Origin of the sequence: Streptococcus xiaochunlingii (assembly GCF_006385805.1) — a bacterium.
GTDB classification, from domain to species: Bacteria; Bacillota; Bacilli; order Lactobacillales; family Streptococcaceae; genus Streptococcus; species Streptococcus xiaochunlingii.
This window is the reverse complement of record NZ_VFSG01000001.1, coordinates 147,785-166,590: the sequence shown is the minus strand read 5'-3', so window position 1 is coordinate 166,590 and position 18,806 is coordinate 147,785. Positions and strand designations below refer to the sequence as shown.

The window sequence follows — 18,806 nt, the reverse complement described above, 5'->3', positions numbered from 1 at the left end:
AAAATCATTCCTCTTCCATGGCTCGCACCCCCGCCACTTCTCTGCATCCGATTCTAAATGATTTATTCTCAACTATCTCATTATACAGATAAATACAATGGTCGTCAACTAATATCCTTATTTAGAAGATGAGCTGCCTTCTGTTGTTGCACCGATATTTTGCATGTATTGGTTGAAGGTTGCCTTGAAGGCATCATCTTTCACCTTGATATTGGCATTTGTCATTGCTTTAGCAATGATGCTACGGATAAAGTTGGCATCATTTTTACGATCTGCCGTTAGAATTTCTTTCAAGCGTTTTTCGTATTTCTTCCAATCTGATCCTTTTTCTTCCTTCTTGGTTACTTTCACAATATAGTAACTACCAGCGTTGTTTTGACTAGCAGGAACAATGACAACATCAGAAATACCATTTACATCAAGCTTAGATGCTGCTTCCTTAACACGGGTTGGAACAGTTGTTGTTCCAGAGTCAAATTTGATTTCTCCACCCTTATCTTTGGTGCTAGCATCTGTAGAGTTTTCTTTGGCGATTTGTGCAAAGTCTGCGCCTTCAGCTTTTACACTTGCAAGAACTTCATTTGCTTTTTCTTCTGAATCCAATTTAATCACATTTGCAGTGATTTCTGGTGTATAGCTTTCAAATGCTTTTTTGTAAGCTTCGTCTGTCAACTCTTTTGAAATAGCTTGGTCAACCGCATACTCTAACAAAAGATTGCTACGGATTTGTTGTTTGTTGGTTTCTTCTGTTAAACCTTGTTGAGTGAGGTAGCTCTTGAAGGCTTCACCCAATTGTTTTTTCTGCTCATCAACTTTTTTCTCAACATCTTTGTCTGAGACTTTTGAGCCGTATTCTTTTTCAAAGACTTTGTTAATCGTCATTTGGAAAAGGTATTGTTGTGCACCTTGGTTGTTTTTGATTTCATCATAGAAGTCACCAACAGTAATGGTATCTCCCTTCATTGTGACGATATCTTTGTCACTGCCACTTTTTGCACAAGCTGCTAGCGCTACAACTGATAAAAGGGTCACCGCTCCAGCTACAAATTTTTTCTTCATGTTTTTTTCTCCATTCTAAAATTCACTGCTACTATTTTACCACAAATTCAACAGGATAACTTAAATAAGTCTAAAAGCTACTCTTCTGTCGGCAAAGAAATCTCTTCCAGATTTTTACGAATCATGAGAATGCCATCACCGAGGGGAATCAGACTGGCTGTCAAACCAGGATGATCCAAAGTGGCATCAAAGAGACGTTGTAAGCCTCGATAAATGGTCCGTTGTCCTCTCCGTACATCCATAATATCACGCGCCACATCTCCTCCTTGGAAGATATCGTCCAAAATCACGACTCCCCCAACTTCCAATCGTTTGAGAACTTCTGGAAGAAAGACGATGTACTTGGACTTAGCCGAATCCATAAAAATCAAGTCAAAGCGTTGTTCAATATGCTCCAGCAGGTCCACCGCATCTCCCTCTAAGAGGGTGATTTGCTTGCGTTGATCAAAACGAGCAAAGTTTTCTTTAGCAAAACCAATCATTTCCTCGTTGCGATCAATGGTCATAATCTTTGCATCAGGCACTTGCTCCGCCATCAAGAGAGCTGAAAAGCCAATCGCTGTCCCAATTTCTAAAATCGACTTGGGCTGCATGGTCTGCAAAAAGAGACGAAAGAAAGCGACCGTTTCATGAGGGATAATGGGAATATTTTCCCGACGAGCAAATTCTTCTAGCTCCTTTAAAGCATCGGTTACCGGTGCTTGGCGCTCCCGCATGAAGGAGACTATTTCCTCCTTCACAACTGGTCTGCGCATATTGTGGTTAGCATTTTTACTGTAAGACTCAACCATCTTAGGCCAATCCTAATTTTTCAACGAGGGCCTCAAATTCATTGAGACGACGTTCAAAGACTTCAAAGGCGGCATGAAGGTAGTCTTCTTTTTTCATATCAACACCTGCCTTGCGGATCACATTGAGTGGGTAGTCCGAATTTCCGGCCTTCAAATACTCTAGGTATTTGTCCTTATCTTCCTGTGTTCCATGAACGATCTTCTCAGCCAAGGCAGAGGCTGCTGCAAAACCAGTCGAATATTGGAAAACATAGTAGTTATAGTAGAAATGAGGAATGCGAGCCCATTCGTATTGGATTTCTGGATTGTCTTCTTTTGAAAGACCATAATATTTCTCATTCAAGTCCGCATACAGCTCATTCAAGAATTCGCTGGTCAAGACTTGTCCTTCTTGGTCGGCCTTGTGAATCGCATGTTCAAACTCAGCAAACTGGGTTTGACGGAAGACTGTACCACGGAAGCCATCCAAGAAGTGGTTGAGAATAGCAAAACGGGTCTCATCATCTTCTACTTCTGACAACAGTTGCTCAGTCAAGATATTTTCATTGGTTGTAGATGCAATCTCCGCAAGGAAGATCGAATAGTCCCCATAGACATAAGGTTGGGTTTCACGGGTGTAGCTGGAGTGCATACTATGGCCAGTCTCATGCACCAAGGTGAAGAGATTGTCCAATGTATCTTGCCAGTTCAACAACATAAAGGCATTGGTATCGTATGAACCACCTGAATAGGCACCTGAGCGTTTCCCTTGGTTGACATGCACGTCGATCCAACGTTCGGTGAAGGCACGCTTCACGCGTGATAGGTAATCATCACCAAGCACCGCTAAAGCCTGCTCAGACTTAGCAAGGGCTTCTTCGTAGGTGAACTTGTAATCAGTAGAAGACAATGGTGTGTAAACATCATACATCTTCAAATCTTCAATTCCCAAGATTTTTGAGCGCAACTTCACGTAGCGTTGTAAGAGTGGCAAATGCTTGTTCACTGCCTCTACCAGGCTATCATAGACACTCTCTGGGATGAAGTTAGCAGAAAGAGCTGCTTCACGCGCGCTAGAGAATTTGCGAACCTTAGCATTGTAATTGTGGACCTTGACGTTGGTCTGAAGGGTCTTGGCATAAGTATGTTGGTACTGTTCGTAGACACCATACAAGGCTTGGTAAGCTTCCTTACGGACTTGGCGATCCTTCGACTCTACCAAAGAGATATAGTTTCCATGAGTCAACTGTACTTCTTGCCCTTGGTCATCTTTCACCATTGGGAAGACGATATCGGCATTGTCCAGAATCTCAAAGGTTTCCCCTGCCGCAGCAAAGATTTCACCCGCTCCAGCTAACAACTCTTCTTCTTTTTGAGAAAGAACGTGCTCTTTGGTTTTGAGCAATTTGTCAAAGTAATGAGCATAAGCTTCTAAGGCAGGGACTTCTTTCAAGAAGTTGGCATATTGCTCTTCGGTGATCTCCATAAATTCTGGTTCGTAGAAGGCAAAGGTCTCCCCTAAAAGGCTGTATAGAGACATGGCTTTTGATTGGAATTCTTGGTATTTAGCTACGCGTGTATCCTGGTCATTCTTCATATGGGCGTAGACATAGACCTTCTCCAAACGACGGCTCAAGTCCAAATAAACTTCTGTGGTTTCTAATAGGTTGGCTGGAGAAGACAATAAAGAGCCTGCAAAATGGGCAGCATCTTTAATCGCTGCAGCTAAAGCAGTTGCTTCTTCTTCCCAAGCTTGGTCTGTCGCAAAAATGGTCGACAAATCCCATTGGTATTTTTCATCAATTTCATTTCGTTGTTTTACCATTACAAAAATCCTCCAATGTTTCTATTTTATCACATATATTACCATTTGGGGGTATTTGATTCACGGAAATTTAAGCTTTCCCATTCTGATAAAAACGAGGTGAATAAAGAGTCTGCGTCGCTTTCATTCCAGTTCGACGATAGTAGGTCATAAAGTCCTGGTAATAGCTTCGCCAATCTCCCCTAATCTGGATAAAATGGGAAGACTTCAGTGGCCGACAAAGGGGATAAAAGGCTTCCAAGTCCAATTCCAGGAGATGCTTTCCTTTCAGATAGAGTTGTTCCTGAAGGGCCATCCATTTAGGATGACGGTAATATAGCTTTTGACGAAGATAGTCCTTAAACTGTCTGTCTAGAGGGACTGTCATTTGTTGCAAGCTCTGTTGAGCATAAGGCGTCCGCAAAACTTCTAACAGATTACCTCCATAAAAAGGAAAATGTTGAGTCCGATAATGAAGACGCCCTCGTAAGTCTTGATGAATGAGATAGTGGAGTCGAACTTCCTGCTTCTCAAGGTCCAACTCCCAGAGATGAAAGCCCCTATTTTGACTAAAATAGACAAAACCTTCTTGCAGAGCTGATAGACTTTTCTTGAGCCATAAGTTCTTCCCTAACAACCAATAGACCTGATAGCCATGCTTGTGATAGGCATCGCTCCGTTCTTTCAAACGCTCCATAGACAAGGAACTACATTGCACTTCTAAGGCAATCTTTTGATTCGGAAGGAGAACATCCGCAATCTGTTGGAAAGCCTGCAGAGGACTTTCTACTTCAGCATCGGAGTTTTGCTTGGCCCATTGATAAATCCCCAATTTCAACTCCAAATGCTCTGGACTCTCCGTCTCATGATGAAAGGGGCAATCCTCTAGGCTAATGTGAGCAAAATGAGGACGCATCACGGGCCCTTTCTTTAAGCGGACTTCCTTTCCACACAAGAGACAGAAAAAAGGGCCCTCCTTTTTCATCGGGATCTTCTCCAAACAATTCCAACGCTGCTGTTTTGCATCTTTCGCAATAAACATGTCATCACCTCCACTTATATAATTCGTAACCGAAGACACTTATGAAGACACTTATATAGTAGAGCAAGAAAAAAAGGAGACAAGCTCCTTGTTTAGATATGATCATTCTTACATGTAAAGCGACTGCTCATCCATCCTAGACGAGACGTTTAAAAACATCCCTCGCTTATTGATCTGACTCACTCGAATTCTCGTCTGATGCCAGATTTGGAGTTTCCGATGATGGAGCGGTCCCATTTTCAGATGCTTCAGCTTGTTTTCGAGCCGTTTCAAATTTTTCAACAATGGTTGCACGAGTAGTTTCCGGAACTTCGGTATCTTCGGACCCTATCGTATCCATAGATTCATTAAAGCGGGCCTTGCTCGTTTCCATTTTCTCTTTCAAATCTTTCAGATAGGTCTCATAGGTCTCTTTAGCTGAGCCCGTCAGTGATGCTCCTGCTTCCTCTGAATGAGCAACGGTTCGGTCCATCATTAAAGCATAGAGCGCTTTAAAGTCTCCAACAGTTCTAGCATTTTCAAGTTCCTCATCTGTATACAAGACAAAAGGAGACTCTGAGGATCCTTTCAAGCTGGTCACTTTCTTGCCCTGAGAGGAGGTTGAAGACTGGCGTGTTTCCTTTACAGACTTTTCACTGGACGAGGTCCCTTCTTGATTTGAGCAGGCTACTAGCCCCATCACTCCTATTAAAGCAAGCGTCGATAAAAGTATTTTTTTCATTCACTCTCTCCTTTTTAAGCTTCCACTACCATTTTAGCATCAAGCTCGGGAGTTTTGGAGCCTTAGATCCAAAACTAATTGAACACGGGCTGCGGATTGTGTCAAAAAGATAAGTTCTCCTAGAATCAAAAGATTCTGCGTCAAACTTCCTATTTTGACTTTATCCGCAGACGCCCTTTATATCTTAATTAGTCATGGAACTTCTTCGAAGTTCCATGACGTCCGTACTCACCTATGGAAGTTTCTAGGAATATTATTTCTTTAATTTAAGATTTCCAAATACGGAAATCTTCTTATCTTCTCTTATATCTCACGTTAAAGAAAATTCTTAAGAAAATAAAAGGAAGGAAGCAACAGAGCCACATTGGATCCCAGCCTTTTTGACGCATGCTAGTGGACTTCTGATGAGGCGCTTCTACTGCGCTTACAGCCTGCGTTTGCTGAATGGACGGAGAAACAGTTTGCAAGCCATTGGCAATTTGTAGCTGGCCATTTTGAACACTGATCTCTGGATTCGTCCCTCTTTTCACTGTAGCATAGAAGGGTTTGTCTAAGTGATAGGTTTGCCCCTGAATCGTGTGATCCCCCGCCGGCAGAACCTCTTTGTACTCATAATCCTGATAGAGTCTTTCAATCAGGGCATTTCCAATGACGTGGCGCAGGCTCTCTGCAATTTCCACATCATAGTTGCCGACTCCCATAATGACTTGAACAAATCGCTGATTTCCGCGATTAACCGTCAAGGTGTAATTATAATCTGCTGTCGGACTAGAGCCGGTTTTTAGGCCATCCGCTCCCTTTAGAGAATATCTTCCACCTTCCAAGGAATAATTATAATTTTCATGGGTTTCTTCATAATCTGTACCTTGGAAGAGGGTTATCTTGGCATTTTTAGTATAGTTGAGTATTTCAGGGAACTCGTTAACTATGTGATAGGCCAAAATAGACATATCTCTTGCTGTTGTTTGGTTAATGGCATTTTGATCATAGCGGGTCGGATTATAGTAGCCATCTAGGACTGCAGTTGGGGCACCATTAGGATTGTTCCACTTGGTATTGGTCATTCCAATTTCATGGGCCCGCTGGTTCATCAAATCCAAGAATTTATCTGGATCTCCTCCAGACACCTTATTGGCAATCATGATGGTCGCCGCACTGGATGAAGGAACAAAAATCATATTTAGGAGGGTCGATACCTTGTACTGAGCCCCCGCCACAATGGGACTATTGCTCAACTTCTGATTTTGAGAAATGATCACATCCGTATCTGTCGCAGTAATCATGGTATCATAATCCAGCTGCCCTTCTTTAATAGCTCTCAGAAGAACATAGACGGACATCAATTTGGCCATACTACCGGAGTCACGAGGAGCATCAATATTATCGCCATAAAGAATAGCTCCTGTATGAGCATCAACAACAATATCAGCCTTGGGACGGAAAAATTCATCCACCGAAGTCCCTGATTTTTCTGTGATTGACATGATATCTTCTTGTTGGTAAATATCATCCGCCTTTGCTAGCATTGGGAAACATAGGCAACTAAGGGAAAGTGTCGCAATTAAGGCACGTTTAAACTTCATTCTCTCTCATTTCTTTCATAAACATCATCGTTCTCCATTATAGCATAAGTCCTGCTGTTCACAAACTCTATTTCCTAAACTTTTTACTCCTTCGTTTTCCTAAAGAGACCTGGAGATTTTCCTTTTGGCATCTTTAAGAAGATACTTAGTAGAAGGACGAGGATCAGGATAATCACCAAGAAGTAACTCATCATTGAAAATCCTCCGTGATCTACAAAGAAAGCTGCTAGCGGTTGCAAGAGAATGGTACTAAGATAGCGCACTCCCTGCACGAGAGCCATGGCTAAGACTAGATCTTTCTTATCCACTTGTTGGGAGATAAAACGCAAGGAGACCATAACCAAGACCATCCCCGTAGTATGCTTGGCCAACAGAGTGACCAGCACTTTTAAGAAGACAGGACTTGGAAGAGCATAGATGAGATACTGGAGCAAGAGAATCCCCACAGGAAGCAAAATCAGTAAGCGCATGGGCCAATGGTCCATAAAACGATCTGAGAAAAAGATGAGGGGTGCTTCGACTACGACAGATATGGCCACAACCGTAGAGGCTATCTGAACAGGGAGCCCACTATCCATTAAAAGAGCTGGAATATAGGTATGGCCAATATTCCCCACGCCCGACACAAGCCCCATCAGTAATAGGAAAAAGAGATAGGGTCCATTGTGGAGCAGAGGCCGGATCGATACAGCTTCTTTTTGTACCCGATTGGTCTTGTCAATACGGATAGCCCCTAAAGTAAAGAAACTAAGAAGGATCGTGACCAATACACAATAGTATACAGACTGAGGGCTAAGATGAGCATAGAGCCAACCAGTTAGGTGGGCTCCAGCCGCATACCCTAGCGTCCCCCAAACGCGGATTTTTCCAAAAGCATAGGGACTCTGGGTAGCTAAAATCTCCATCATGGGAGCCGTCCCATTTAGACACAGCAATACCAAGCCATAAAAGATCGTCAACCAAAAGAAGTTAGGGGCCCAGATAAAGCCACCTACTCCTGCCATGAGGACTCCTAAGCTCAAGGTCGTGATTTTAACAATACCAAATCGTTCATTGATATAACCAAATAAGGGCTGGGTAAGCATAGATAGGAAAAAGGCTGTCGACACCAAATTAGATACCTGACTGGCTGAATACTGCTGGCCTATCAGATAGACAGAGATTAAAGTCGTAAAGAGAGCAGTCGACATGAAGTAAAAACTATATAAAAATAAATAAGCAGGATAGGAATTTCGAAATGCTTTCATTAGTTTCCTTTCAAATTTAAATATAAGATGCAATGACAAAACCCAACTGGATTTCAGTTGAGTTTTAATCCTTTATTCTTTGTATCGATCCTGAGCCTTGCGCGCACGTTGTTTGCGATGGGCTTTTTCTAAATACAGAATCATAGCGAGAATGAAAATTGGAATCAGAATGACCAAGCTTTCAAGAGGAAAATGGAAGGATTTCCCTGTAGTTGAAGCCGTAGTACTTTGGGTATCCGATTGATTCACTGCTCCTTCTTTTACTGGAAGTCCATCAGAAATCTTTTCTGATAGGGTCATCAAGCCTGAATCCGCCTCAACCTGTCCATCTTTGACAACGAGTTTTGGATCCTCTTCTCCCTTTTTCACCGTAGCATAGAAAGGTTGATCTAGTGTGTAGGTCTTTCCATCAATCGTCTGAACACCCTTATCCAATAACTTCTTATAACTATAATCTGCAAAAGCTTTTTCGATCAAGGCATTGCCAAATGGATGTCGATAGTATTCGCCATCCTGGTCAGACCAATCACCAACTCCCATGACTACGGAGATAATTCGTTGCTCTCCTCGTTTAGCGGTTGCGATATAGTTGAAGGCACCGCGTGGACTCGAACCTGTCTTCAGACCATCTACTCCTTCAAGAGCATATCTAGCTCCTGGCAAGGAATAGTTATAGGTATCAAAAGTCTCCTCATAAGGAGTTCCTTGTTTCACGGTCACCTTAGCCTGATTGGTATAGCTGAGGATCTCAGGATATTCTTTCACGAAATGATAGACGAGAATCGCCAAATCTCTTGCAGTTGTCTGGTTGGCCGCATCATTTGGATAGTTATAGCTGGTATATAAACCTTGGAAGGTTGAAATGGCCGCTCCACTCGGATTGTTCCAAATGGTATTGGTCATCCCCAACTCCTTGGACTTTTCGTTCATCCGCTGAATAAAGGCATCCGCATCGTGGTTAGAAAGGAGATTAGCCAACATAATCGTAGCCACATTGGAGGATGGAACAGCCGTCATGGTAATCAATTCAGAGACCGTATAGTCCACTCCTGCAACGATGTTATTGTTGGAAATCTCATAGATTTTTGACATGGATTGATCCGCAGCCGTTGCAGTGACAACCGTATCTTTGGTAATCTTCCCCTCTTTCATGGTTTCGAAGAGCAGATACAGAGTCATAAGCTTACTCATACTTGCTGGATCCCGCACTTCATCAATATTGTCTCTCCACAAAACATCCCCGGTATTCGCATCAATGACGAGAGAGGACCTTGGTCGATTATAGGCTTGCACATGATCATTGGGATACATTTTTTGCGCCATATCCACTAGCTCATCCGCTACGATTGACAGAGGCCGAAACAGAGATAGGACAACGATTCCTAAAACGAGCAACTTCTTTTTCAAAATATATTTTCCTCAAATATAGAATTTTATCTTATTGTACCATACTTCACTCTATAAAAAAACCTATCTTTCAGGATATTTCAGATAGGTCTCTCTTTTTCAACTGGTTACAGTAAGCTCAAGGCTGCTTGGTCAGCAATAATCACGACATCTGGATGACCTTGAAGGGCACTTGCTGGTAAACTCTCTGTTTTTGGACCATTAACCATTCCTGCAATAGCTTCTGCTTTTGATTCTCCATAGGCAAAGAGAATGATAGACTTGGCAGCAAGAATGTTCGCAATCCCCATGGAGATGGCTTGAGTTGGAACATCTTCAATTTTTTCAAAGAAGCGAGAGTTGGCTTCAATCGTTGATTGATCCAAATGGACCAAATGCGTTTGGCTGTCAAATGGCGTGCCTGGTTCGTTAAAACCAATGTGGCCGTTGCGACCGATCCCTAGAATTTGCAGATCTACTGGATGTTGGGCCAAAATTTCATTGTAATGAGCTGTTTCTTCTTCTGCAGTATCTTCGTTTCCTTTTGGAAGATAGCTAACTTTAAAAGGCTTTGCATTGAATAAATTTTCCTGCATAAAGTAACGATAAGATTGAGGATCTTCTCCCGTCAAGCCGACATACTCATCCAAGTTGACACTGACCATGTCTGAGAAATCCAGGTCACTCTCCCGAATCAATTTATAAAATTCAAGTGGACTGCTTCCAGTCGCAAGCCCCAGAGTTTTGGCACCCTGCTCTAACTTTTCTTTTAGCAGGTCAAAAGCAACCTGCCCTCCTTCGACTTGATTGGCTACTTCAATAACTTTCATGATAAATCCTCCGCTTATTTCTTATATTCATTATATGGTATAGACCAATTTTTGTCAAGCGCTTTCTTGATGTTAGAAAAGGATTTTTTACCTTCATCCCTTTAAAATTCGGCTAGTGATTTCCTTTGTTTCACTATTATTTCATGATATAATGGGGAAGGTTAAATGTAAGAAATAGAAGAATTTAGATACAAGGAGAGAACATGAACACGAATGACTTTGATTTCCACCTCCCCGAGGAGTTAATTGCGCAAACCCCACTAGAGAAGCGCGATGCCTCAAAACTACTAATCCTCAATCGACAAACGGGTCAGATGGAAGACCAGCATTTTGACGCCATTATCAATGAATTAGAACCAGGGGATGCTTTGGTTATGAACAATACCCGTGTCCTTCCAGCTCGTCTCCATGGGGTCAAACCGGATACAGGAGGGCATGTGGAGCTTCTTCTCTTAAAAAATATTGAGGGCGATCAATGGGAGGTTCTTGCTAAACCTGCCAAACGTCTCAAAGAGGGAGGGGTCGTCAGCTTTGGCGATGGACGTCTTCAAGCGACCCTAATCAAAAAGCTGGAACACGGAGGATGTATCGTAGAGTTTTCTTACCAAGGAATTTTCCTTGAAGTCTTGGAAAGTTTAGGAGAAATGCCCCTACCACCTTACATCCATGAAAAATTAGAAGATCAGGAACGTTACCAGACGGTCTATGCCAAAGAAAATGGATCTGCCGCAGCTCCTACAGCTGGCCTCCATTTCACACCAGAGCTCTTACAAAAGATCGAAGACAAAGGGGTTCACTTGGTTTATTTAACCCTTCATGTCGGACTGGGAACCTTCCGTCCTGTATCCGTCGATAATCTAGACCAACATGAGATGCATTCTGAATTTTATCAACTCTCTGAAGAAGCCGCCCAAACCCTTCGACAAGTCAAAGCAAGTGGACACCGCATCGTTGCCGTTGGGACCACTTCTATCCGAACTTTAGAAACAATTGGGAACAAGTTTAATGGAGAGTTACAAGCCGACTCTGGTTGGACCAATATCTTTATCAAACCAGGCTATCAGTGGCAGGTTGTCGACGCCTTTTCAACCAACTTCCACTTACCAAAATCAACCTTAGTCATGCTCGTTTCTGCCTTCGCAGGTCGAGAACTCACTCTGGATGCTTATCAGCACGCTATCGACCAAGGCTACCGTTTCTTTAGCTTTGGAGATGCTATGTTTATCAAATAAGGAGAGCCCTTATGAATAAGATTGAAAGTCGCCACCGCCTGATCCGGTCTATTATTTCAGAAAAGAAAATTCGAACCCAACAAGAATTGCAGGACAGCCTGGAAGCCAACGGCATCATCGTGACCCAGTCCACCCTCTCGAGAGATGTCAAATCCTTGAATCTGGTAAAAATTAACGAAGGGGATAGCTCTTACTATGCCATCAATAGCATTGCCCCATCTCGTTGGGAAAACCGACTGCGTTTTTATATGGAAGATGCCCTTGTCATGCTTCGTCCCGTCCAAAACCAAGTAGTCGTCAAAACTCTACCTGGTCTGGCCCAGTCCTTCGGGGCCATCTTAGATGCCCTTGAATTGCCGCAAATTGTTGCAACCGTCTGCGGAGATGACGTCTGCCTTATCATTTGTGAAGACAATCAGGGGGCCTTGGACTGCTTTGAAAAATTGAAAGAATTCACCCCTCCCTTCTTCTTTAGCAAATAAAAGAAAGAGAGTGGGACAGAAATCGGTAATTCGTTAGAATTCGATTTCGTCGTCCCACCTCCGCACAGTTGAGTAGGGCTGTAAAAGCTGATGAAATCAGCGTAGTAGAGCCCACTCAACCACTGCGTCTTTCTCGACAATCCAAAAATAATTGAGAGGCTAGGACTTTTGTCCCAGCCTCTTTTTTCTAATCTCTATTAAGCTTCCTTGGCTGCTAATCGTCGAATGGTCTCTGCATAGATTTCCATTGCACGATATAAATCATCCAGTTTAGCTCGTTCATTCGCCTGGTGCTCTGTTTGGAGAGCATCAGGGAAGAGGGCCCCATAAGCTACACAATTTTCCATGGTTCGCGCAAAGGTCGCTCCCCCTGAGGACATAGCTGGGGTCTGATCCCCCGTTTCTTCTTGGTAGACCGCCATCAGAGTACTCACCAATGGACTGTCTAGTGGGACGTATAGTGGAGCTACATAATCAAACTCTTCATACTGAAGTTGATAGCTAGCTGCCACCTCACTTAAACGTTTTACCAAGGCCTCCTTATCCGCTAAGACAGGGATCCGAATATCAATCCCGATTTCAGATTGCTGTTCATCAATGGATAGGGTTGCAATATTGAAGGAAAGAGCACCACTTGGTTCATCTTTGATTTCACCAAAGAGAGCTGCTCCTGTCGCATCTTTCCCAACGGCATCTGCAATAAAGAGAAGGGCTGGATGAGGCTGGATCAAGGAAAGGCTTTCAGCTAAGCCTACAATGGCATTGACACCCTCAGCTGCATCCTTGGAGTGTTTAGATAGACCAAGAACGGTTACTGCTCCTGCTTCTTCTGTATACTTCACACCACTTTGCTCGATGACTGGTAAGAGTTCCTCTAAGCGTTGCCCACTATAGGCAGCCTTATCTGGCACCACATTGAGGGCACGACCAGCTTGTAAGGGACGATCCTCCCAACCTGGTCCATGGAGCTTGACTTGAAGCAAGCCTTTTTCAGCATAGGTTAATGGGAAGGACGAATCTGGAGCAAAGCCAAGATCTGCTTTTTCTTCTATCTGATTGTAGCGGTTCATACAGCGCCAGAGAGTTTCCTCGTCCGTACCAAATATAAAGCGAATCCGTTTGGTAAATACAACTCCTTGGTCGAGTAGGCTCTTAACTGCGTAAAGCGCCGCAAGGGATGGCCCCTTATCATCTTGTACTCCACGTCCAATCAACCATCCATCTTTCAGAGTCGCCTCAAAAGGTGGCGTTTGCCAATCTTCTAAATCACCGGCTGGAACAACATCCAAGTGACAAAGAACGGCCAGGAGTTCTTCCCCCTGACCGATCTCTGCATATCCATAGTATCCTTCAGGATCTAGATAAGTTTGAAAGCCCATTTCTTGAGCAATTTCTAACGTTTTCTCAAGGACATCTTGGATAGCTTGTCCAAACGGTGTTCCATTTTCACCTTCGTTTAAAACCGAAGGATAAGAAATCAGAGTCTTTAATGAAGCTAGAAAGTCATCTTTGACTTGATTTGTAATCTCAATTTTCATGGAATCACCTCTTTACTTCTTATAGGAATGGAACGAAAGTTCCGAGAAGAAGGAGGGCAATGGTGATTACAATAACGGCAACAACAAGTTTTGCCATGAATTTCCACCAAGTTGCAATGTTGATACGTCCAAGAGCAAGAGCTCCCATTACGATACCAGAAGTTGGTGCGATCAAGTTCAAGACACCAGATGCAGATTGGTAGGCAGTGATAATCAAGCTAGGACGTACATTGACGAATTCTCCCAATGGAGCCATGATACCCATTGTCGCACTGGCAAGACCAGAAGATGATGGGATCAAGAATGACATTGGCAAGTAGAAGATATAAGTCAAGACGATGAAGACTTGAGAAGATAGACCACTGAGTCCTTGTTTACCCCAGTTAAGGATCGTATCTGTGATCATACCGTTGTTCATGATAACTTGGATACCACGTGCAATCGCTACGATCAAGGCTACGCTGAGCAAGTCAGCTGCACCAGTCATAAATGAAGAAATGATTTGTTCTTCTTTCAATCCGTAGACAATACCAATCAAGATACCCATAAAGGCGAAGAGCATTGCTCCTTCAGGGAAGTACCAAGTACCTAGGGCTGCAGTTGAACCACCAACAATCTTACCAACTACTGGAAGACTAGTTAACCAAGTGTTAAAGTCACCAAAGAAGGAAATACCTAAGTCACCCCATGGAATGAAACTCAAGACCATCAAAATAAAGGTCAATACAAAGAGTACAAAGACTTGTTTTTGTTTCTTTGAAAGAGTTGAATTAACATTTTCTTCATCTTCACCAACATTGAAGAATTTCATATCTTCTTCACGAGTTGCATAAGTGAGGGATTTAGTTGGGTCTTTTTGGATCTTATCTGCATACTTGTATACAAACCAAGTGCTAAGACCAGTCAAGACAACCCAGAAGATCAAACGAAGGATGATCCCTTCCCCAAGACCAACACCTGCAGTTGAAGATGCGATACCTGTCGCGAATGGGTTCAAGGTAGACGCCAAACATCCAATCTGTGAACCGAGCAAGATAATGGCTACCCCAGTCAAGCTATCAAATCCAACGGCCATCATAACTGGCACAAGGAGAGGATAGAAGGCCATGGTTTCTTCACCCATACCATAAGTTGTACCACCAAGGGCAAACAAAGGCATAAGCACCAAAATCAACATTTTTTCGCGACCCTTGTATTTCTTCACGATAGAAGCAATACCAGTGTCTAGCATACCAGTTTCATTGACTACACCAAGGAAACCACCAACCATCAAGATGAAGAAGGCTACGTCAATCGCTGCACTAGTTCCTTTAATCAAAGATCCTTCTTCAGGAGTCGTTCCTAGCATAGCACGAATCGGTGCCATCAATACATCCCAGATACCTTGAGGGTTTTGAGGTTGTGATTTATACACACCATCGACAAAAGCCCCTGCTGGGATAATCCAAGTCATCACTGCCATAAACGCAATGATGATTAACAATACGGTATAAGATGAAGGCATCTTAAACCCTTTTTTCGCTTTTTCACTCATTTGTTTATCCTCCTAACGCAACAAAATTTGAGTGAGTCTTTCAAAAGGTTAAACTTTTAGAAAGCGCTTACCTATATGTTAATTTTATCATATTTAAGATTAAAAAACTAGTTTTTCCTAATCTTTTTTAGAAAAAAATAGGGGAGGAACTTTGTACAAACTCCTGTAAATATGGGTTCACTCCCCTCACTCATGTACATGAATTAGTCTTTAACGATAATTGTTCCACTTTCAGACTCAATCAAAGCGCCAAGGTTTTCAAGTGAAGTGATAACTGCTTTTCCTTCTGGACGACCGTTTACAAAGGCGATGGCAGCTTCTACTTTAGGAAGCATACTTCCTGGTGCAAATTGATCTTGTTTGATGTACTCTTCCAATTGAGCAACATTAACATGTTCCAATTTTTCTTGGTCTGGTTTGTTGTAGTTCACAAAAACATAGTCTACACCGGTCAAAACGATGAAGAGGTCTGCTTCTACTAACTCAGCCAAACGTTGTGATGCAAAGTCTTTGTCGATAACAGCTTCAACACCAGTCAAGCTACCATTTGCTTCTTTCACAACTGGGATACCGCCACCACCAGCAGCAACAACGACTTGTCCGTCGTTCAACAAGGTACGGATGGTATTGATTTCTTTGATATCCACTGGTTTTGGTGAAGCAACAACTTTACGCCAGCCACGACCAGCATCTTCCTTAAAGGTTGCTCCAGATTTTTCAGCTTCTGCTTTTGCTTCTTCTTCTGAGTAGAATGGACCGATTGGTTTGCTGAGGTTGACAAAGGCTGGGTCGTTCTTATCCACAACGACTTGTGTCACAACTGAAGCCACATCCTTTTCAATTCCTTCTTCAAGAAGAGCATTTTGAAGAGCGTTTTGAAGCCAGAAACCAATGCTTCCTTCAGTCATTGCAACCAATGAATCCAATGGGAAAGCTGGGTTCTTTTCAGAATCAGCTGCCAAGTGTTGGAGCAAAAGGTTTCCTACTTGAGGACCATTTCCGTGAGTGATGATCAAGTCATCCCCATTTTTGATTAATTTGACTAAGTGTTTTGCTGTTTCTACAAGTGCTTCTTGTTGAGCTTTTGCAGAAGGATCAGATGAAAGGATGGCGTTTCCTCCCAAAGCAACGACGATTTTTCTTGACATAGGTTTTCCCTTTCTATAAAAAATAGGGGCAGGACTAAAGCTAGCAGTCCAGCCCCTATAGCTGTTGGTATACGGTTATAAAGTCTTAAACTTTTGGAATGTACAAGTTACCAAGAGTAGCTGCCATCACCGCTTTGATGGTGTGCATACGGTTTTCAGCTTGGTCAAAGTGACGAGCATATTTGCTACGGAACACTTCGTCAGTAACTTCCATTTCTTCTACGCCGAATTTTTCAGCAACATCTTTACCATAAACAGTGTTTGTGTCGTGGAAAGCTGGCAAGCAGTGCAAGAAGATCAAGTCTTCGTTATCAGCTTTCTTAACCAATTCCATGTTTACTTGGTAAGGTTTCAAAAGGGCAACGCGTTCTGCAAATTTGTCTTCTTCACCCATAGATACCCAAACGTCAGTGTAAAGTACATCTGCACCTTTCACAGCTTCGTCAGCATCTTCAGTGATCAAGATATGAGCGCCACTTTCTTTTGCGAATCCTTCTGCCAATTCAACAATTTCTTGTTCTGGGAAGAGTTCTTTTGGTGAGAAGATGTGTACGTTCACACCAAGGATAGCACCTGTTACAAGAAGGCTGTTTGCAACGTTGTTACGTCCGTCACCACAGTACACAAGTGTCAAACCTTCAAGGCGTCCAAAGTTTTCTTGAACAGTCAAGTAGTCTGCAAGCATTTGAGTTGGGTGCCATTCGTCAGTCAAACCATTCCATACTGGAACACCTGAGAATTCAGCCAATTCTTCAACCATACGTTGGCTGAAACCACGGAATTCAATACCGTCAAACATACGTCCAAGAACTTTAGCAGTATCTTCTGTAGATTCTTTTTTACCGAGTTGGATGTCATTTGCACCAAGGTATTCTGGGTGAGCACCAAGGTCGATGGCTGCAGTAGTGAAGGCTGCACGAGTACGAGTTGAAGTTTTTTCAAACAAAAGCGCAATGTTTTTACCAGCTAGGTAGCGGTGTTCAATGTTGCGTTTTTTAAGATCTTTCAAGTGAGCTGAAAGTCCGATAAGGTATTCTAACTCTGCACGTGTAAAGTCTTTTTCTGCTAAAAAGCTACGTCCTTGGAATACTGAAGTTGTCATTAATTATCTCCTTTTATTATGCTTGATTGGATCCTGTCAACCAGTTTAGAGGGCTCAGTTTAGACACTGAGCCCGTCTAACCTGTAGAAGGATGATTAGATTTCTTCACGTTCGAATGGCATTGACATACAACGAGGTCCACCACGACCGCGAACCAATTCACTTCCGCGGATCTTGATCAAACGAAGTCCGTATTCTTCTAATTTCTTGTTGGTTACAGTGTTACGGTCGTATACAACTACCACACCAGGTGCGATTGTAAGAGTATTTGATCCGTCGTTCCATTGTTCACGCGCAGCAGCAACGATGTTGCCATCTCCACATGGAATCAAAGTAACTTTTTCAACACCAAGGTTTTCAGCAAGCAATTCAGCCAAATCACCTTTTTCTTCAACGATCTTCAATTGTTCGTTTTCATAAGTTACAGAGAAGACGCGAAGGTTACCTTGGATTTCTGGGTGGATTGTGAATTTATCGTAGTCCACCATTGTGAATACTGTATCCAAGTGCATGAATTTACGGTTGTTAGCAAATTCGAAGGCCAATACTTTCTTGAAGCCAACGTTCTTCTTGAAGATGTTTACCAACAATTTTTCGATTGATGCAGCATCTGTACGTTGTGAGATACCAACTGCCAATACATCTTTAGAAAGTACCAACTCATCTCCACCTTCGATACGAGTATCTTCTTCACGGTTGTAGACAAGTTCAACTTTTCCACCGTAAACTGGGTGGTATTTGAAGATGTATTTACCATACAAAGTTTCACGGTTACGTGTATCTGCGTACATGTGGTTCAATGATACTGCATTACCAATTGTAGCAAATGGGTCACGTGTGAAGTACAAGTTTGGCATTGGGTCGATTGCAAATGGGTAGTCAGATTCAACAAGGTCTGTCAATCCTTTTGCTTCTTCAGGAATTTCTGGAAGTTCAGCTTTTTGAACCCCTGCCATTGTTTTTTCAACCAATTCTTGGTTGTCTTCAATGCTGTGAAGAAATTCACGGATCGCAATTTTTGTTTGGCGTCCACGAATGTTTGCTTCTTCAAGGTATTCTTCGATAAACTGATCGCGAATTTCTGGAGAAGTCAATGACTCAGCAGCCAACTGTTCAAGATAAAGTACTTCGATTCCTTCGTTACGAAGTGCTTCAGCAAATGCATCGTGTTCTTTTTGAGCATCTTCCAAGAATGGAATATCATCAAAAAGAAGACGTTCAAGATAGTCAGGCATCAAGTTTTCCAACTCTTTACCTGGACGGTGCAAACAAACTTTTTTCAGTTTTCCAATTTCTGAGAAAACATGAATTGGGTGTGTAGACATCTA

16 protein-coding genes are annotated in these 18,806 nt (G+C 42.6%); 2 read left to right on the top strand and 14 right to left on the bottom strand.

Annotation, left to right across the window (positions count from 1 at the left end; all coding sequences use genetic code 11):
• Positions 1 to 117: 117 nt before the first annotated feature.
• The 9 genes from prsA to FJR71_RS00885 all read right to left on the bottom strand — a co-directional run bounded on the left by prsA (position 118) and on the right by FJR71_RS00885 (position 10,442).
• Positions 118 to 1,059, bottom strand: coding sequence for a peptidylprolyl isomerase PrsA (gene prsA, locus FJR71_RS00925; protein ID WP_048689251.1), 942 nt, complete (start codon positions 1,057 to 1,059; stop codon positions 118 to 120).
• Between the two features lie 77 nt (positions 1,060 to 1,136).
• Complete coding sequence (locus FJR71_RS00920) at positions 1,137 to 1,850, bottom strand: O-methyltransferase (protein WP_048689248.1); 714 nt, start codon at positions 1,848 to 1,850, stop codon at positions 1,137 to 1,139.
• A 1-nt stretch (position 1,851) separates the two neighbouring features.
• Entirely contained in the window at positions 1,852 to 3,654 is a 1,803-nt protein-coding gene (pepF, locus tag FJR71_RS00915; protein ID WP_140813861.1) for an oligoendopeptidase F, read from the bottom strand.
• Between the two features lie 70 nt (positions 3,655 to 3,724).
• Entirely contained in the window at positions 3,725 to 4,675 is a 951-nt protein-coding gene (locus FJR71_RS00910) for a competence protein CoiA (protein ID WP_125329620.1), read from the bottom strand.
• A gap of 166 nt (positions 4,676 to 4,841) precedes the next feature.
• Entirely contained in the window at positions 4,842 to 5,396 is a 555-nt protein-coding gene (locus tag FJR71_RS00905) for a hypothetical protein (protein WP_125329621.1), read from the bottom strand.
• Positions 5,397 to 5,689: 293 nt separating this feature from the next.
• A complete protein-coding gene (locus FJR71_RS00900; protein ID WP_140813860.1) occupies positions 5,690 to 6,979 on the bottom strand; it encodes a DUF1958 domain-containing protein in 1,290 nt (429 codons plus the stop codon).
• An 83-nt stretch (positions 6,980 to 7,062) separates the two neighbouring features.
• Entirely contained in the window at positions 7,063 to 8,226 is a 1,164-nt protein-coding gene (locus FJR71_RS00895; RefSeq protein ID WP_140813859.1) for an MFS transporter, read from the bottom strand.
• Positions 8,227 to 8,298: 72 nt separating this feature from the next.
• Positions 8,299 to 9,633, bottom strand: coding sequence for a DUF1958 domain-containing protein (locus tag FJR71_RS00890; RefSeq protein WP_140813858.1), 1,335 nt, complete (start codon positions 9,631 to 9,633; stop codon positions 8,299 to 8,301).
• 107 nt (positions 9,634 to 9,740) lie between these two features.
• On the bottom strand, positions 9,741 to 10,442 hold the full coding sequence (locus FJR71_RS00885; protein ID WP_061563763.1) for a glucosamine-6-phosphate deaminase: 702 nt from the start codon (positions 10,440 to 10,442) through the stop codon (positions 9,741 to 9,743).
• Positions 10,443 to 10,645: 203 nt separating this feature from the next.
• Here FJR71_RS00885 and queA point away from each other — a divergent pair, with 203 nt between their 5' ends.
• Both queA and FJR71_RS00875 read left to right on the top strand, forming a co-directional pair.
• Positions 10,646 to 11,674 (top strand): tRNA preQ1(34) S-adenosylmethionine ribosyltransferase-isomerase QueA, encoded by a 1,029-nt coding sequence (gene queA / locus FJR71_RS00880; RefSeq protein ID WP_023026605.1) that lies wholly within the window; start codon positions 10,646 to 10,648, stop codon positions 11,672 to 11,674.
• A gap of 11 nt (positions 11,675 to 11,685) precedes the next feature.
• On the top strand, positions 11,686 to 12,156 hold the full coding sequence (locus tag FJR71_RS00875; RefSeq protein ID WP_048689219.1) for an arginine repressor: 471 nt from the start codon (positions 11,686 to 11,688) through the stop codon (positions 12,154 to 12,156).
• Between the two features lie 197 nt (positions 12,157 to 12,353).
• Here the strand turns inward: FJR71_RS00875 and FJR71_RS00865 are convergent, their stop codons facing one another.
• The 5 genes from FJR71_RS00865 to arcA form a co-directional block, all read right to left on the bottom strand.
• Positions 12,354 to 13,694 (bottom strand): dipeptidase, encoded by a 1,341-nt coding sequence (locus FJR71_RS00865; protein ID WP_140813857.1) that lies wholly within the window; start codon positions 13,692 to 13,694, stop codon positions 12,354 to 12,356.
• Between the two features lie 19 nt (positions 13,695 to 13,713).
• Positions 13,714 to 15,228 (bottom strand): YfcC family protein, encoded by a 1,515-nt coding sequence (locus FJR71_RS00860; RefSeq protein ID WP_048689211.1) that lies wholly within the window; start codon positions 15,226 to 15,228, stop codon positions 13,714 to 13,716.
• Positions 15,229 to 15,431: 203 nt separating this feature from the next.
• Positions 15,432 to 16,376, bottom strand: a complete 945-nt coding sequence (gene arcC / locus FJR71_RS00855; protein ID WP_048689208.1) for a carbamate kinase — start codon at positions 16,374 to 16,376, stop codon at positions 15,432 to 15,434.
• A gap of 85 nt (positions 16,377 to 16,461) precedes the next feature.
• Positions 16,462 to 17,478 carry an ornithine carbamoyltransferase gene (gene argF, locus FJR71_RS00850; protein WP_048689206.1) on the bottom strand — a complete coding sequence of 339 codons (1,017 nt, stop codon included), beginning with the start codon at positions 17,476 to 17,478 and terminating at the stop codon, positions 16,462 to 16,464.
• A gap of 95 nt (positions 17,479 to 17,573) precedes the next feature.
• Entirely contained in the window at positions 17,574 to 18,803 is a 1,230-nt protein-coding gene (arcA, locus tag FJR71_RS00845) for an arginine deiminase (RefSeq protein WP_140813856.1), read from the bottom strand.
• Between the last annotated feature and the right edge of the window lie 3 nt (positions 18,804 to 18,806).